This window comes from Mycobacteroides chelonae (genome assembly GCF_016767715.1).
GTDB classification, from domain to species: domain Bacteria; phylum Actinomycetota; class Actinomycetes; order Mycobacteriales; family Mycobacteriaceae; genus Mycobacterium; species Mycobacterium gwanakae.
Map to the genome: position 1 here is coordinate 1,748,821 of NZ_CP050145.1, position 14,939 is coordinate 1,763,759.

The window sequence follows — 14,939 nt, forward strand, 5'->3', positions numbered from 1 at the left end:
TTCACCACAACCTCGGTCTCGCGTACGTGTCAGAGGTGCATGGCATGGTCGCGACATGGGGAACCTGGTCACGGGGAGTACGGCTATTGCGTCTGGCCTGCTGACACGTCACGAGCTGCGCACCGGCTATCGACGCATTTATCGCAATGTCTATCTACCCATCGGGGTGGAGCTCACCGCGCGTATCCGTGCTGAGGCTGCCTTCTTGTGGTCCGGCGGGAGCGCCGTGGTGTGTGGCGCCTCGGCTGCAGCGCTGCACGGCAATCCGTGGATATCGGCCGACCGTCCAGCCGAGCTGATTCGCGAATGGCGCAGTGCGCCCCAGGGGATCATCGTGCATGCGGACACGCTGTGCCCCGACGAGTCGACGGTGATCGGCGGGGTCCTGGTCACTGCACACGCCAGGACGGTGTTCGATATCGGGCGCCGGGTGTACACCTCGCGTGCGGTCGAGTTGATCGACGTGCTTCTCCGAGACTGTTCGGTGAGCGAGGTACATGAGGTTGCCTCGCGGCACAGGGGCGCACGGGGTATCCGGCGATTGATGAATGTGTTGTCGTTGGCGGACCCTGGCTCCGAATCTGTTCAGGAGACGCGCTTGCGGATGTGCCTTGTCGGTGCCGGATTACCGCGTCCGGAAACCCAGATCGAGCTGTGCGGTCCCGACGGGCGGACGATTCGTCTCGACATGGGCTGGCGGGAACAGCGGGTGGCGGCAGAGTTCGACGGGGCGCAGCACTGGGGTGATTCTGTGCAGCATCGGCGCGACATCGAACGGCAAGAGACGATCGCCTCGATGGGCTGGCGGTTGGTGCGCGTTAGTCGGGACCAGCTCATCAATCAACCGTTGGCGGTCGTCCATCGCGTTCGAGCTGCGCTGAGCGCTGCGGCAAGAGCGGCCTAGTCGCCGAGACCGAGGTTGTGGCGAATGTGTGCGAGACGAAACCGCCACAACCTCGGTTTCGGCGCACGGGTCGGCGCGGGGCGCGGCGCAGGGGCGGGCGCGGGGGCACTCACCACCAGGGGTCCGGGGTTTCCGATGCCCAGTTGTTGATCGACTCCAGCTGCGCCGCAAGCGAAATGAGCAGCGGCTCGCTGTTCGCCGGGCCCATCAGCTGCACGCCGACGGGCAGCCCGTCTTGGGTGAACCCGGCGGGGACGTTGATCGACGGCCATCCGAGCACATTCCACGGCCACGTCATGGGGCAGGCGGCGATCTGTCCGCGATCCGTGGCAATGCTGCCAACATCGTCGAAATCGTAAATACCGGTTGGCGGTTGGGCAGTTGTCGGCGCCAGCACAACGTTGAAGCTGCCGAAGATCTTGCCGACGCGTGCCTGCAACCGCGGCTCGGCCGCGCGCGCCCGCCGCAGCGCCCAGCCGGCCAGTCGTCGGCCCGTGCGCATGTTCGTCACGGTGCGCTGGTCCCAGTTCGCCCCGGCGTCGAGCCGGTCGCGCCACGGCAGCAGTCCCGCGGTGGCGCGTGGCAGGAAGTTCATGCCGAGCCCGATGCCGTAGTCCGGGTCGCCCTCGGACACCATGTGCCCGAGAGAACGCAGCTGATGGCCCACATAACGGGTGGCGGCTTCGATCGTCGGGTGAATGCTGGCGGGAAACGCCGAGAACGGAACCTTGAATGACAGCGCGATGCGCAGCTGCCCCGGGTCTTCGTGGACGGCATCCAGCACCCGGACGTGCGGTGGCTGGTGCAAATCGCCGGCTACGTTTCCCGACGCGGCATCCAACAACAGCGCGGCGTCGGCGACCGTGCGGGCCAGGGGCCCGTGCACCGTTATCCCGTTGAACGCCTCGGCCAGTGGCCAGGTGGAGATCCGGCCACGCTGCGGCTTGATGCCGATCAGATGTGTCCATGCGGCGGGAATCCGCACGCTCCCAGCCCCATCCGAGCCGATGGCCCCGGCGATAAGCCCGGCTGCCACCGCCGCGGCGCTGCCGCCCGAGGATCCGCCCGGGGTGTGGTTGCGGCTCCACGGGTTGCGGGTGTGGCCGAAGCCGGGCCCACTGGTGAAGCCCCACTGGCCCAGTTCGCACGTGTTGGTCTTGCCGACGATCACCGCGCCCGCCGCCCGCAGCCGTCGCACCAGCTCGGCGTCCTCGGATTCCGAACCGACGGCCCCGGCGGTACCGAATGCGGTTGGGGTACCCGCCAAATCGGTGTCGTCTTTGATGGCAATGGGCACGCCGAGCAACGGCAGCCGCTCACCGGCAGCTAACCGCTTGTCGGCCACTGCGGCGTCGGCGAGGGCGTTCTTGGTGCACACCACCCGGAACGCGTTGAGGGTCGACTGGCTGGCTTTGATCGCGTTGAGTGCCGCGAGGGTCAACGAAACGGAGCTGACCGAACCCTCTACCAGCGCGGAGGCCTGGGACGTCAGCGTGGGAAAGCCCGACATGACGAGAAGGGTAAGCCGTCGAAATAGTGCGTCAATGCGGGGATTCGTCGGTACCAGATGGGAAACTCTTCGAATGCGGCTTTATCGGGATCGTGCTGTTGTGCTGCGCCAGCACAAGCTCGGTGAGGCCGATCGCATCGTGACCCTGCTGACCCGCCAGCATGGCCTGGTCCGCGCGGTGGCCAAGGGGGTGCGCCGCACCCGAAGTAAGTTCGGGTCACGGCTGGAACCGTTTGCGCATATCGACGTGCAGCTGCATCCGGGACGCAACCTCGACATCGTCACGCAGGTGCAGGCCATCGACGCCTTCGCATCGGACATCGTCAGCGACTACGGCCGGTACACCACCGCCTGCGCCATCTTGGAGACCGCCGAGCGGATCGCGGGTGAAGAGCGCGCCCCGGCCGTCGCCCTGCACCGCCTCACCGTCGGCGCGCTCAGGGCCATCGCCGATCAGCAGCGTCCGCGTGAGCTGGTTCTGGATGCATATCTGTTGCGCGCCATGAGCATTGCCGGATGGGCACCCGCCATTAGCGAGTGTGCACGCTGTGCCACTCCCGGCCCGCATCGTGCCTTCCATGTGGCGGCCGGTGGCAGCGTCTGCGTGCACTGCCGTCCCGCGGGTGCGGCGACCCCGCCGCCGGGTGTGCTGGAGCTGATGGCCGCGCTCCATGACGGCGACTGGGCGGCCACCGATGACGTGCCGCAGACCCAGCGCACCCAGGCCAGCGGATTGATCGCGGCGCATTTGCAGTGGCACCTGGAGCGCAAGCTGCGGACACTCCCGCTCGTCGAACGTGGGACCAGGTTAAATATGACCCATGGTGAAGAGCAGCCAGCCCGATCCGCAGCAGGATAAGTACTTCACGGATTGGGCCGACGTCCCGCCCGGCTACGCCCCGACGTTCCCGGACAAGACGGTATTTCCTGCTGTTTTCCCGAAGCTGCTGCCCGGATCGGGCCCCGGTGGCACCCGGCCACATCCCGCGCCCAAGCATCCCTCGGGTGCCGTGCCGCCGGCCATCCCCAAGGAACTGGTACCGCGGCACGTGGCGGTGGTGATGGACGGCAACGGGCGCTGGGCACGGGCTCGTGGCTTGCCGCGCACCGAGGGGCACAAGATGGGCGAGGCCACCATGATGGACATGGTCTGTGGTGCCATCGAGATGGGCATCCCGTGGCTGACCACCTACGCGTTCTCGACGGAGAACTGGAGAAGGCCCGCGGACGAGGTTCGATTCCTGATGGGCTTCAACCGTGACGTGGTGAAGCGGCGACGCCATGACCTGAACAACATGGGAGTGCGGTTTCGCTGGGCGGGCCAGAAGACGCGGCTGTGGAGCAGCGTCTACAAGGAGCTCGAGATCACCGAGGAGCTCACCAAGAACAACAGCACGCTGACCTTGACCACGTGCATCAACTACGGGGGCCGGGCCGAGATCGCCGAGGCGACACGCAGGATCGCCCGCCTGGTGGAGTCTGGGCAGCTCAAGCCCGACCGCATCACCGAAGAGACCATCGCCAAGTATCTCGACGAGCCGGACATGCCCGACGTCGATTTGTTCTTGCGGCCCTCGGGCGAGTTCCGGTCGAGCAACTTCATGATGTGGCAGTCGGCATACGCCGAGTTCGTGTTTCAGGAAAAGATGTACCCCGACTTCGACCGCCGCGACCTCTGGGCGGCCTGCCTCGAGTATGCGCAGCGCGACCGTCGATTCGGTACGGCGTAATGACCGACCCCGATAACGGAGCCGACGAGATTCTGGACCGCGTGTACCGCGTGCTGCACCCGGTGCTGCCGGTCATCAAGGAGCCCGATGGCGCGCTGAGGGCCGACTACGAGGGCACGCTCACCTCGATCCGCGCGGTCACCATCGCGGCGGGCCTGGATGTGGTGTCGCTGTCGCAGGTGTTGGCCTGGGATGTGGCGGTCAACGCGAAATCGCGGCATCTGGTCGATGGGTTGGCGCAGAAGTCGCTGTTCGGAAACATTCTGTTGATCGCGAAGGGGCGCAAGGCAGATGTATTGCTGCGCTACAACTTTCCCGCCACCGAGATCTCGGATGAGGCATTGGTGACGCTCTTACTCATGGTGTTCGCCACCGGGGCCGATGCGCGAAGGGCGCTGGGTAACTAGGAGTTCCGGCGCAGGGCGCTGCAACGACTGCACAGACCGAAGACCTCCACCGTGTGGTGGACAGCGGTGAACCCGTGCTCTTCGGCGACATTGGTGGCCCACGCCTCGACCGCGCCGGCCTGCACTTCGACAGCGAAACCGCAACTCTGGCAGACCAAATGGTGATGGTGTCCGTCCGAACAGCGTCGGTACACCGATTCGCCGGTGTCGTTGCGCAGCACATCGACCTCGCCTGACGTCGACATCGACTGCAGGGTCCGGTAGACGGTGGTCAGACCGATGCCTTCGCCGGTGCGTTTGAGTTCGTCGTGGAGCTCCTGCGCCGACCGGAATTCATCGGTCCGGTTCAGCAGCGCGGTGATGGCGGCCCGCTGGCGGGTGGACCGCACGGTGCCCGGCAAGGCTGCCCGCTCTTCGCGGACGTTCATCTCTGTTCCTCGGTGTGCGCCACCGCGTCGACGACGATATGAGAGAGGTGGTCGTCGACGAGGCGGTACATGACCTCTCGTCCCTGACGTTCACCGGAGACCACTCCGGCAGCCTTGAGCACCCGCAGATGCTGACTGATGAGCGGCTGGGCGACACCGACCGCGTCGACCAACTCGTGGACGCAGCGCTGCGATTCGCGCAGCTGCAGCACGATGGCGATACGCACCGGCGCGGCAAGCGCGCGGAGCAGCTCACCGGACTGTTCGAGGATCTCGCGCGGGGGCAGCGGCCCGGGCGGTGTCAGCGGAGCATGCGGTGGCTCGGCATGTGCGGAACTAAGCACGGTGTTCACCACGGCGCTTCACCTCAACCTGAATCACGCCCCGGCCTGTCCGGAGACCCAACATGGGGTCCGGCGGCAAACCGGGCCCATCTATTGAGGGTAGTGGCCGATTCCCGATCTGGTGGTAAGGGTGTCGCCGTGGCGGCCTGGGGATGGTGCCGAATCGGGTCATCACAGTACCGTGCCGCCGAATCTTCAAAAATTTGCTGAAACTCACGAATTCGTCAGCATCAGATGCAGTGAGTGGGGCAGAAGGGCCTGTACGTCTAGGCATGGCCGGCGATTTGATCACGGCGTCCTGGTGTTCACTCCAGGTCGTCCCAGTGGGGTTTCCGGTGTGTCTCATCGTGATTTATGCACCTCAATCGGCCAGTTGTGGGTGAGGAGTGTCACAGCCCGCTCCCAGGTCGCGGCGTTGACACGGCGCTGCCCGGTCTCTACGTTATGAAAACGATAATCATTACCAACTAAGTCTATGACGCCTACCTGAGGATGATCGCCATGGCCACCTTTGCTACCGGCACCGACGAGCTGAAGAACACCGACGGTGTGAACCGGCCAGGGTGGTTTGTCAGCAGACGCGTCGACATCCTCTTCGTCTTCGGTTTGGGTGCGTTGTTGTCCGCGGTGCTCTTCGCGGCCGACGGGCACAAGGGCGTATTCCTCATCGGAGCGGTGACCTTTTCCCTGCTGTCCGACCTACCGCATGTGCTGACGACGACGGCGCGCGTGTGGATGGATCCTCGCGAGCGGTCCCGGTTCTGGGCGCATTACGTGATCAGCTTCGTGGTGGTCGCCGCGATCGTCGGCACGTTGTGGTTCGGCGGCTGGATGGTGCCGCTGCTGGCCATCTGGGCCTATTGGCAGGTGTTCCACGTGCTCAAACAGCACTTCGGCATCATCAACATCTACGCGGCCAAGAACGGTTACAAGGGCCCGCGTAACCGGATCAAGTACGCGCTGTACGCCGTCTGCCTGGCTCCGGTGCTCTACCGGGCGAGCCAGGGCCTGAACTTCTCCGAGTATGTGGTCTTCGGTCACCGACTGCCGTTCTCGAACCTGAGCGTGCCGGTGCCGCCCATTCCCGGATTCTTGGTTATCGGTGGATTCGTCTGTGCCGCAGTCATGTTGGGAATCGCCGTCTGGGAGCAGGTGCAGCTGAAGAGGGCCGGGCAGCGCACGCTGCCGGCCATGGCGGTGGCCACCTTCATCATCGCGGCGCTGTCCTACAACCTGTCCTACCTGCTGGTCTCGGACCTTTTCGCACTCATCCTGATCGCGACGACAACGCACAGCCTGCAGTACCACCTGATCAACTGGACGCGGAACAACACCCGTTTCGCGCACACCGAGGATCCGGGTGAGAAGAAGCTGCTGCTGGCACGGCTCTCGACGCGTAAGGCGCTGCCGCTGTACATCGCGTTCTTCGGGGGGCTGGGCATCCTCGCCGGGCAGCTCGACACGGTCATCTTCGCGGTCCCGCTCACCTTCGTGCTGCACCACTTCTACATGGACGGCGCGCTGTGGAAGAGCAAGGGCAATCCCGAATTGGCCCATGACCTCGGAATTGTCCGTGCTGGATAACGAACTGATCCAGCAGCCCGCCGGGCAGCGGCAGGGGCGCCCGCCGGTCTCGGTGCGTCGCGTCGAGTCTCGTCGTGATGCCAGGCAGTTCATCTCGATGCCCTGGCGCCTCTACGGTGACGACCCGCAGTGGCGCCCGACGCTGCGCCGCGTCATGCACGCGAAGATGAACGCCAAGCACAACCCCCTGCACCGGGAGGTGCAGATCGAGAACTTCGTCGCCTATCGCGGCGACAACCCCGTGGGCCGAATCTCGGCCAGCATCGACTCGGCATACGTACAGCGCTACGGCGACTGCGCATTCTTCGGGTTCTTCGAGAGCGAGGACGACGAAGCGGTGGCGGGCGCCCTGCTGAGAACGGCCGAGCAATGGGCCGTGCGTCGGGGTATCACCAAAATGGTCGGCCCGTTCAGCTACACCTCACGTGAGGAGGTGGGCCTGCTGATCTCCGGGTACGACAAGCCACCGGCGGTCATGCAGCCGTACAACCCCCAGTACTACCCGGAGCTGGTGGAGGCGGCCGGATATCGCAAGAAGTTCGATACCGCCTCTTTCCGTTGGCATGTCGACGGCAACCCGCAAGTCCAGCAGCGCCTGCTCAAGCGCGCCGACGCGGTGATGCGTGATCAGGGAGTGTCGGTGCGTTCGGTGCGAATGCGCGACTACGCCGACGAACTGGAGATGTTGCGTGGGCTCTACAACGACTCCTTCGCCCATCATCCTGAGAATGTCCCGCTCAGTCGCGAGGTGTTCTCGGGTATGGCCGCCGAGATGCGGCCGCTGATCGACCCGAACATCGTGCGGATCGTCGAATCCGCTGGTACCCCAGTCGGATTCCTTCTGATGCTGCCGGACGTCAACGAGGTCACCGGGCGCTCGGGTCGGCTCACCCCCGCGCTGCTGGCACGGCTCGCGGTCCGGTGCCACGGCCGTATCCGGGGAATCGACACCGCTGTGGTGGTGCTCATCGGCGCGGTGCAGACCCAGTTCGGGGCCGGGATCGGACGAATCCTGGCGGGGGAGATCGTGCGGACGATCACCGGCAGCGGCTATTCGTCGGTGGCCACCACGTGGGTGCACGAGGACAACGTGTGGTCGAATTCGCTTACCTCCCAAATGAAGACAGACCCGGAGAAAATCCATCGGGTCTACCAGAAGGCCCTGTGATGGGCGGCCGGACGTTGGTCACCGGGGCTACCGGGTACCTGGGTTCCACCCTCGTCGCGTCCTTGGTGCAGGCCGGCGAGCAGGTCACGGTCCTGACGAACCCGCACGATCCCGCCGTTCTTGGTGACGCGCTGCGCCCGCATGTCGATGTGGCCGTCGCCGACATCACCGACGCGCAGAGCATCGACGACGCGATGCGCGGTGTGTCCCATGTGTATCACCTGGCGGGTATCGCATCGCCGAACTCGCGACTCGGACACAGGATTTGGCAGACCAATGTGCTGGGCACCTACCACGTGGCCCGCGCTGCGCTCGAACACGGCGTGCAGCGCGTGGTGCACGTTTCCTCCACCGCTGCCATCGGGTACCCACGCAACGGCGTGGTGGCCGATGAAGACTTCGACCTGCGCGATTCGGTGCTGGACAACGTGTATTCGGCGACCAAACGTGCCGGCGAGCGGTTGATGCTGGACTTCGCCGAGCGCGGTCTGGACGTGGTGGTCGTGAACCCCGCCGCCGTGTTCGCGCCCGGCACCGGGCCGGCCCGGTCCTGGCAGGGACTGTTGGTCGCCGCCCGCAAGGGCCTGCTGCGCGTGGTGCCACCCGGTGGGACCGCCGTGTGCTCGGCACAGGATTTCGTGGTGGGCATCACCGCGGCAATGGCGAAGGGCGACAACGGGCGCCGGTACATCTTGAGCACCGCCAATCTGTCCTACCGGCAGATCGGGGAGCTGCTCGTGACTGCGGTGGGGCGCGAGCATCCGGTGCGGTCCGCGCCCATGGGACTGTTCCGGGCAGTGGGCAAGGGCAACAGGCTGGTCCGCGATATCTCCTTGCGCTTCGACCCCGACGATGCGCTGATTCCCGAGAACGTCGAACTGATGGCCCGCGAGCTGTACTACGCGCCCGACAGGGCGGTGCGAGAGCTGGGCATTCCCCAGGTATCCACCCACGAGTTGATAGCGGAGTTTGTGCGATGACGGTCGAGGCACGGCAGGTGCAGGGCGGCTCCAAGGAAGTGCTCGGCATTTCGATGGCCGATGCGCGCTCACTGGTGGCAGACCTGGCTGCCCGCCGCCAATGGATCTATTGGCTGGACTTGGCCGCCTGTGTGACAGTCGGGTACACCGCGTTCCTGTTGTGCCCGGCGGGCGATCTACTCTCGCTCCCGGCCGCGGCCTGCGTCGTGGTGGCGGCCTTCGCGTTCTACCGCGCGGTGCTGTTTGTCCACGAGCTGGTGCATGCCGAGCGTGACCTGCGCTGGTTCTCGGTGGTATGGCACGTGGTATGCGGAATCCCGCTGCTGGTACCGAAATTCACCTTCGAGTTCCATCACGAACACCACGCGTCGCGCACCTACGGCACCGCCGAGGACGGCGAGTATGTGGCCTACGGCAGCGAGCCGCGCTGGCGCGTCATCCTGTTGCCGTTCACCGCGGCGGTCGGGCCACTGGCATTTGTTTTCCGGTTCTTGGTGTTGGGGCCGCTGAGCTGGTTGATTCCCGCGATCAGGCCCGCGGTGCTGACGCGGGCCTCGTCGCTCATGATCGACGCCGACTTCGAGCGCCCGTTGCCGCCCGCGGGTACACCCCGCTCCTGGCTGATACAGGAAATCGCCTGTTTCGCATACACATCGGCCATGCTGGTGCTGCTGATCCTGGGCGCGTACTCGCCGATGCGGCTGCTGGAGGCGTATCTGGTGATGGCGCTGGCGTTGTTCGTGAACTGGTTGCGGGTACTGGCGGCACACCGGTACGAGGGCACGACCGAACGCATGACCTTCCCCGAGCAGATCCTGGACTCCATCGATCACCCCTCGGTGCCGGTACTGGGTGCACTATGGGCTCCCGTTGGCCTGCGTTTCCATGCGGTGCATCACTTCTTTCCTCAGCTGCCGTACCACCAGTTGGGGGAGGCACGTCGCCGGCTGGAGGCGGCTATTCCACCCGATGCCGGGTACTGGACCACCGAAGATCGTTCACTTGCCTCATCGTTGCGGCGGCTACTGGCTCACCCACGCAAGGAGGCGTCATGACTGCCGATCAATTGAGTTCTACGGCAAGGGAATCTCGGGCGGCTACCTACTCCCGCCGGTTGCCGATACGGCCGGTCGAGGCGCGGGGTGCCCGGGTGCGTGCCGACGACGGCCGCTGGTACGTCGATTGCCTCGCCGCCGCCGGTGCCATGTCGCTGGGCTGGAACCACCCGGTCATCAGTGAGGCCGTCATGAAGACGGTGTCCTCCGGGGAGCCATTGCTCTCACTGGACTTTCACACGCCGTCCCGCGACCGGTTCGTCGAGGAGCTGCTTTCGATCCTGCCGGTGAGGCTTGCCGCCGATGCCAGCATCCACTTGTGCTCGCCCAGCGGGGCCAGCGCTGTGGAGGCCGCTCTCATGCTCGCCGAGGTTGCCACCGGCGGCCGCGAACACGTTGGGGTACAGGGCGGATTCCATGGCTGCACGCGGGCCGCGCGCGCGGCGAGCTCCGGTGGGGGGCTGCGCCAGCAGCCGGTGGTGCTGTCGCCACAGGCGAGCTTTCTGCCTTACCCGCAGGAGTATCGCAGCCCGTTCGGCGTGGGCGGGGAGCAAGGCGTCGAGCTCGCCATCGCGGCGGCCGATGCGCTGGCGCGTCCGCACAGTGGCGTGACGGCACCGGCTTCGCTGATCGCCGAGTTCGTGCTCGGTGAGGGCGGGGTGATTCCTGCCCCGCCGCGCTGGGGACAGGCGCTGCGCCGCACCGCATCGACCCTCGGGGTTCCGCTGATCGCCGATGAGGTGCAGGCGGGCATGTTCCGCACGGGCCCGGCGTGGGCATTCCAGCACTGCGGTATCGAACCCGACATGGTGGTGATCTCGAAGGGGCTTGGATCCGGCATCCCTATCGCGGTCCTGGTGGTGCGCAAAGAGTTCGACGTGTGGGAACCCGGTGCTTTCACCGGGACGTTCCGCGGGAACGCCATGGCCTTCGCCGCCGCCAGTGCCGTGATTCGCTTCGCACGGGAGAACGGTCTGCGTGCACAGGTAACCGCGCGGGGCAAAACCTTCCTGGATGGCTTGAATGCCATTGCATCCCGCTCGAAGCTGGTGGGTGACGTACGCGGGGTCGGGCTCATGCTGGGTGTGGAGATCGTGGATCCCGATCTACCGTGGCGGGATGATGCTGGGGCCCCGGCGCCCGAGCTTGCCGCCGAGATTCAGCGTGCGTGCCTGCACCACGGCCTCATCGTGGAGACCGGTGGCCAGTACGGCAACGTGGTGCGCTTCTTGCCGCCGCTGACCATCGAGGAATCCGATATCGCTGCGGCGCTGAATGCATTTGAGTCGGCACTGGCAGTGGTGGAGCGCACTCGAGCGACCGCCGAGCCGGCATTGGTGGAATCTCGATGACGCCAACCCCAAGTCCCTTCGTGAGTGATTTCCTCACCGGGGAGAGTGCAGACGTGTACCGCGAGGCCGTCATGCTGGCGGCCGACCGAGCCAGCGTCGTGCTGGGCGGTGCCACCAAACCGGGCCTGGTAGAGGGTTATGCGGCGCTGAAAGACGATGCCGGGCGACTCGACCTCGATGACCCCGAGGGTGTCGGGCTGAGCCGCGCCCTGGATGAAGCAGCGGGGCTGCTGGCCGAGAAGTCGGTGGTGGTCACGCATCCGGCGTACCTGGCGCATCTACACTGCCCGCCCGCGCTGCCGTCCCTGGCCGCCGAGGTACTGATCAGTGCGTTCAATCAGTCGATGGACTCCTTCGACCAAGCGCCCGCCGCCACCGCGATCGAGCAGCAGGTTGTCGAATATCTCTGCAGCAGAATGGGATACGGTCCCGGATCGGACGGGACATTCACCAGCGGGGGCACCCAATCGAACCTGCAGGCCTTGTTGCTCGCGCGGGATCTGTTCGCCTACAAAACCTATGGGTGGGATATAGCCGCCCGGGGGCTGCCGCCCCAGGCCAGTTCGTGGCGTGTGCTGTGCACGCGTCAGACGCATTTCTCGGTGCAACAGGCGCTGCGGTTGTTGGGTCTCGGGACCGCCGCGGTTCTCGAGGTACCGACCGACGAGGCCGGACGGCTGCGCGCCGAGGCGCTAGTGGAAATCCTGGAGGAGGCGGACCGCGCCGCCACACCCGTATTCGCGCTCGTACTCACCGCCGGGACAACGGACTTCGGGGCGATCGATCCGCTGGAAGAACCCATTGCCATGGCCCGTGCGCGCGGGATCTGGAGCCACGTCGATGCGTGCGCGGGTGGGTGCTTGATCTTCAGCGAGCAGCACCGAAACCTGCTGCGCGGTATCGAATCGGCCGACTCGGTTGCCCTGGATTTCCACAAGTTGCTCTTCCAGGCGATCAGCTGCAGCGCCCTGCTGGTGCGCAACCGGGAGAGCTTCGGTGTGCTTGCCGCACATGCCGATTACCTCAACCCCGAAAGTGACTCCGAGCACGATGTCCTCAATCTTGTGGGTAAGTCGCTGCAGACCACGCGGCGTTTCGACGCGCTGAAAGTACTGGTCACGCTGCGTGCGGTGGGACAGCGGCATGTCGCGGCGATGATCGATGCCACCTGTGCGGCGGCGCACGCCGCGGCGCGGGCAGCGGCCGAACATGCGGACCTGGAGCTGGCGGCGCCGGTGAGTACTAACACCGTGGTGTTGCGCTGGCGGCAGCCGGGCATCGGGTCCGAGGCGTGCGACCGCGTCAACGACGCGGTCCGCGCCGAGCTGGCGCGCACCGGCCGGGCTATTGTGGGCCGCTCCAGTGCTGCCGGTGGACAGGCGATCAAGCTCACCTTCGTCAATCCCTTGGTCACGGCGTCGATGGCGGCAGCGATGGTCTGCGAGATAGCCGCCCACGGTAACCGGATCTGGTCTGCGCGCGTCCCGGAGGCCAGCGCCGTATGAGCAATCCGTTGGTACGCGTCGAGCGTGTGTCGGCCGACGACGCCCGCTTTGCCTGGGCCAAGAATGTCGAGTTCACGATTTTCGGCCTGGAGAACGATTTCGCCGGAGGTGTCGATATCGCGGCGGGGGAGATGGTGCATTACCGCCCGTGGGAGCGGTCCTCGGAGATTTACGTCGGCTTCACCGAGGAATCGCGCGAGCATCCTGTTGGTGTATTGCGTTCGTTGCGATACGACCCCGAGCTCGGATTCGGCAGCTTCAGCACCTTGCGTGATGCCCGGAGCTTCCGAGGGCACGGTGGCCCGGCGCGTAATTATCTTTACCCGCAGTGGGATTCGTTCTTCGCGGAGCTGGATCCGGAGCGTATCGCCGAGCTGGCCACGCAGGGCGTCCGCAAGAAGTTCCGGCGTGCCGGAATGATCGAGCAGATCTGGCAGGCATTCTTCGGAACGCTGGCCGCCGACGGTGTCCAGTTTGTGACGGTGGCGCTGGTGGTGCCGTTGTTCAACTGGTACCAGCACCTGCTGCCGCACCGGTTGCACCAGATCGGCGACATTCTGCCCGACTACATCGGTGCCGACAGCGTGCCGGCCGTTCTGGACATCAGTGGCTCCTTCGTCCCCGACGCTACCGACGCCGTACGAGACGGCTCGCTGCTGACCGCTACTACCGCACTTCCGTCCCCCGATAAGGAAAGAACCAGATGAGATCGATTCACACCGAAGAACACGTCTTTCGCAAGGTCAGCGAGATCGACTGTCCCGTAGACAAAGTGTGGGAGCGGGTGACCACGCAAGAGGGCATCAACGACGAGATGGGCCCGTACATGAAGATGACGATGCCCAAGCAGTTCCGGGGCCGGTCCATCGCGGACGTCACTCCGGGCACCCGGATCGGTAAGAGCTTCCTGCTGTTGTTCGGTGTTCTGCCCTTCGGGTTCGACGACATCACGGTGGCCCGGCTCGAGCCCGGCCGGATGTTCCGTGAGGAGTCGCTCATGACCGGTATGCGGGTATGGGTGCACCACCGCACGCTGGAACCGGTGGCATCCGAGACGGGCGAAAAGACACGGGTGACCGACGAGATCACCCTGGCCCCGCAGGCCCCGCTGGGTTTGATCCCCGGATGGGGGAGATTGATGAGCAAGGTTCTGGCGGCCTTCTTCGCGCACCGGCACCGGCGGCTGAGCCGGACTCTGTCCGTCACCGGGGCTCTGCGATGAGACGTCTGGGCACGGCCGCCGCCGTTGCGCTGTCGGCCGCGCTGGCCGCCGCCTGCGCACCGGTGAACGAGGAGGCCGGGAAGCCCGTCGGGCATGCCTTCGCGCTGTTGAAGTATCCATCTGCACAAGGAGATCCGGCATCCGAGCCGCAGGGTAAATCACCCTTCGGTGACTATGCGCTGGAGGTCTCCGGCTCGGTAACCTACCTCGGGGAGACCACCGCGCTACCCGGTGCCGGTGTCATGACCATTGGCCCGGGCCCGCGGCGCGGGGAACTGAAGATCGAACAGTATTACCAGGGCGACCGATTCCCCTACGAGACCGGGATCGTCTCCGGCGGAGAAGGTAAGCCCAGCACCCTGGATGCCATCACCATCGTCAACCCGCTGGATTCGCGGGTGACGCTGCAATGCACCATCGACGGTGGAATCACCCTGTCCGACATCGATAGTGAGCGTGAGCTCAGCGGCACCTGTGGTGGGGGAGCCAAGGCCCACGGTCACATCAAACCCGAGGGCACCCGCAAGGCGAATTGGCGCGATAAGCCGGTTGAACTCGTACGGACCGTCCTGGATCTCACCGTCACCGGCGCAAGCAGCGGTCAGATCCATCAGATCAACGAGGTACCCAAGGACAGCACGGTCGGCAGCTTCCCGCTGTACACGTCAATCGACGTGAACATGACGGCTCAGGGCATCAGCCTCGCCGAGAAGCTGGAACGCCACGTCCTCCCGAGAGTGAAGGGCTGAG

General features: G+C 65.5%; 16 protein-coding genes. 13 read left to right on the forward strand and 3 right to left on the reverse strand.

Going from position 1 to position 14,939, the window contains the following annotated elements:
• Positions 1-55 precede the first annotated feature (55 nt).
• Positions 56-904, forward strand: a complete 849-nt coding sequence (locus tag HBA99_RS08660; protein WP_070951247.1) for a DUF559 domain-containing protein — start codon at positions 56-58, stop codon at positions 902-904.
• 109 nt (positions 905-1,013) lie between these two features.
• On the opposite strand, the gene HBA99_RS08665 is transcribed toward HBA99_RS08660, so the two are convergent.
• Positions 1,014-2,414, reverse strand: a complete 1,401-nt coding sequence (locus HBA99_RS08665; RefSeq protein ID WP_070951246.1) for an amidase — start codon at positions 2,412-2,414, stop codon at positions 1,014-1,016.
• 73 nt (positions 2,415-2,487) lie between these two features.
• Between HBA99_RS08665 and recO the strand changes: the two genes are divergently transcribed.
• Genes recO through HBA99_RS08680 form a run of 3 tightly spaced genes read left to right on the forward strand, consistent with a single transcriptional unit; the run spans position 2,488 to position 4,551 of the window.
• The gene (gene recO / locus HBA99_RS08670) at positions 2,488-3,273 is read left to right on the forward strand and encodes a DNA repair protein RecO (protein ID WP_046253237.1); all 786 of its coding nucleotides are present in this window, start codon (positions 2,488-2,490) and stop codon (positions 3,271-3,273) included.
• A complete protein-coding gene (locus tag HBA99_RS08675) occupies positions 3,236-4,144 on the forward strand; it encodes an isoprenyl transferase (RefSeq protein WP_030095200.1) in 909 nt (302 codons plus the stop codon). The genes recO and HBA99_RS08675 overlap by 38 nt, the downstream gene beginning before the upstream one ends.
• A complete protein-coding gene (locus tag HBA99_RS08680; protein ID WP_070951245.1) occupies positions 4,144-4,551 on the forward strand; it encodes a hypothetical protein in 408 nt (135 codons plus the stop codon). The genes HBA99_RS08675 and HBA99_RS08680 overlap by 1 nt, the downstream gene beginning before the upstream one ends.
• Here the strand turns inward: HBA99_RS08680 and HBA99_RS08685 are convergent.
• Positions 4,548-4,940: a Fur family transcriptional regulator gene (locus HBA99_RS08685; RefSeq protein ID WP_272936713.1), complete on the reverse strand. Its 393-nt coding sequence runs from the start codon at positions 4,938-4,940 to the stop codon at positions 4,548-4,550. The genes HBA99_RS08680 and HBA99_RS08685 overlap by 4 nt on opposite strands.
• A gap of 35 nt (positions 4,941-4,975) precedes the next feature.
• On the reverse strand, positions 4,976-5,335 hold the full coding sequence (locus tag HBA99_RS08690; protein ID WP_030095203.1) for an ArsR/SmtB family transcription factor: 360 nt from the start codon (positions 5,333-5,335) through the stop codon (positions 4,976-4,978).
• A 489-nt stretch (positions 5,336-5,824) separates the two neighbouring features.
• Here HBA99_RS08690 and HBA99_RS08695 point away from each other — a divergent pair, with 489 nt between their 5' ends.
• The 9 genes from HBA99_RS08695 to HBA99_RS08735 are packed head-to-tail and all read left to right on the forward strand — an operon-like array spanning position 5,825 to position 14,938.
• Entirely contained in the window at positions 5,825-6,907 is a 1,083-nt protein-coding gene (locus tag HBA99_RS08695) for a hypothetical protein (RefSeq protein WP_081347711.1), read from the forward strand.
• Positions 6,879-8,075, forward strand: coding sequence for an N-acetyltransferase (locus tag HBA99_RS08700; RefSeq protein WP_081347579.1), 1,197 nt, complete (start codon positions 6,879-6,881; stop codon positions 8,073-8,075). The genes HBA99_RS08695 and HBA99_RS08700 overlap by 29 nt, the downstream gene beginning before the upstream one ends.
• Entirely contained in the window at positions 8,075-9,055 is a 981-nt protein-coding gene (locus HBA99_RS08705; protein ID WP_070951242.1) for an NAD-dependent epimerase/dehydratase family protein, read from the forward strand. The genes HBA99_RS08700 and HBA99_RS08705 overlap by 1 nt, the downstream gene beginning before the upstream one ends.
• Entirely contained in the window at positions 9,052-10,110 is a 1,059-nt protein-coding gene (locus tag HBA99_RS08710) for a fatty acid desaturase family protein (RefSeq protein WP_070951241.1), read from the forward strand. The genes HBA99_RS08705 and HBA99_RS08710 overlap by 4 nt, the downstream gene beginning before the upstream one ends.
• The gene (locus HBA99_RS08715) at positions 10,107-11,462 is read left to right on the forward strand and encodes an aminotransferase class III-fold pyridoxal phosphate-dependent enzyme (protein WP_070951240.1); all 1,356 of its coding nucleotides are present in this window, start codon (positions 10,107-10,109) and stop codon (positions 11,460-11,462) included. Before HBA99_RS08710 ends, HBA99_RS08715 begins: the two co-directional genes overlap by 4 nt.
• Positions 11,459-12,967 carry a pyridoxal phosphate-dependent decarboxylase family protein gene (locus HBA99_RS08720; protein WP_070951239.1) on the forward strand — a complete coding sequence of 503 codons (1,509 nt, stop codon included), beginning with the start codon at positions 11,459-11,461 and terminating at the stop codon, positions 12,965-12,967. The genes HBA99_RS08715 and HBA99_RS08720 overlap by 4 nt, the downstream gene beginning before the upstream one ends.
• Positions 12,964-13,674: a hypothetical protein gene (locus HBA99_RS08725; RefSeq protein ID WP_070951238.1), complete on the forward strand. Its 711-nt coding sequence runs from the start codon at positions 12,964-12,966 to the stop codon at positions 13,672-13,674. Before HBA99_RS08720 ends, HBA99_RS08725 begins: the two co-directional genes overlap by 4 nt.
• Positions 13,671-14,189, forward strand: a complete 519-nt coding sequence (locus HBA99_RS08730) for an SRPBCC family protein (protein ID WP_046253246.1) — start codon at positions 13,671-13,673, stop codon at positions 14,187-14,189. Before HBA99_RS08725 ends, HBA99_RS08730 begins: the two co-directional genes overlap by 4 nt.
• Entirely contained in the window at positions 14,186-14,938 is a 753-nt protein-coding gene (locus HBA99_RS08735) for a hypothetical protein (RefSeq protein WP_070951237.1), read from the forward strand. Before HBA99_RS08730 ends, HBA99_RS08735 begins: the two co-directional genes overlap by 4 nt.
• The last annotated feature ends 1 nt before the right edge of the window (position 14,939 follow it).

Bases quoted from the DNA above. Each gene is read 5' to 3' on its own strand.
- HBA99_RS08660 (WP_070951247.1), top strand. From the start codon at position 56: ATGGGGAACCTGGTCACGGGGAGTACGGCTATTGCGTCTGGCCTGCTG.
- HBA99_RS08665 (WP_070951246.1), bottom strand. From the start codon at position 2,414: ATGTCGGGCTTTCCCACGCTGACGTCCCAGGCCTCCGCGCTGGTAGAG.
- recO (WP_046253237.1), top strand. From the start codon at position 2,488: ATGCGGCTTTATCGGGATCGTGCTGTTGTGCTGCGCCAGCACAAGCTC.
- HBA99_RS08675 (WP_030095200.1), top strand. From the start codon at position 3,236: ATGGTGAAGAGCAGCCAGCCCGATCCGCAGCAGGATAAGTACTTCACG.
- HBA99_RS08680 (WP_070951245.1), top strand. From the start codon at position 4,144: ATGACCGACCCCGATAACGGAGCCGACGAGATTCTGGACCGCGTGTAC.
- HBA99_RS08695 (WP_081347711.1), top strand. From the start codon at position 5,825: ATGGCCACCTTTGCTACCGGCACCGACGAGCTGAAGAACACCGACGGT.
- HBA99_RS08700 (WP_081347579.1), top strand. From the start codon at position 6,879: ATGACCTCGGAATTGTCCGTGCTGGATAACGAACTGATCCAGCAGCCC.
- HBA99_RS08705 (WP_070951242.1), top strand. From the start codon at position 8,075: ATGGGCGGCCGGACGTTGGTCACCGGGGCTACCGGGTACCTGGGTTCC.
- HBA99_RS08710 (WP_070951241.1), top strand. From the start codon at position 9,052: ATGACGGTCGAGGCACGGCAGGTGCAGGGCGGCTCCAAGGAAGTGCTC.
- HBA99_RS08715 (WP_070951240.1), top strand. From the start codon at position 10,107: ATGACTGCCGATCAATTGAGTTCTACGGCAAGGGAATCTCGGGCGGCT.
- HBA99_RS08720 (WP_070951239.1), top strand. From the start codon at position 11,459: ATGACGCCAACCCCAAGTCCCTTCGTGAGTGATTTCCTCACCGGGGAG.
- HBA99_RS08725 (WP_070951238.1), top strand. From the start codon at position 12,964: ATGAGCAATCCGTTGGTACGCGTCGAGCGTGTGTCGGCCGACGACGCC.
- HBA99_RS08730 (WP_046253246.1), top strand. From the start codon at position 13,671: ATGAGATCGATTCACACCGAAGAACACGTCTTTCGCAAGGTCAGCGAG.
- HBA99_RS08735 (WP_070951237.1), top strand. From the start codon at position 14,186: ATGAGACGTCTGGGCACGGCCGCCGCCGTTGCGCTGTCGGCCGCGCTG.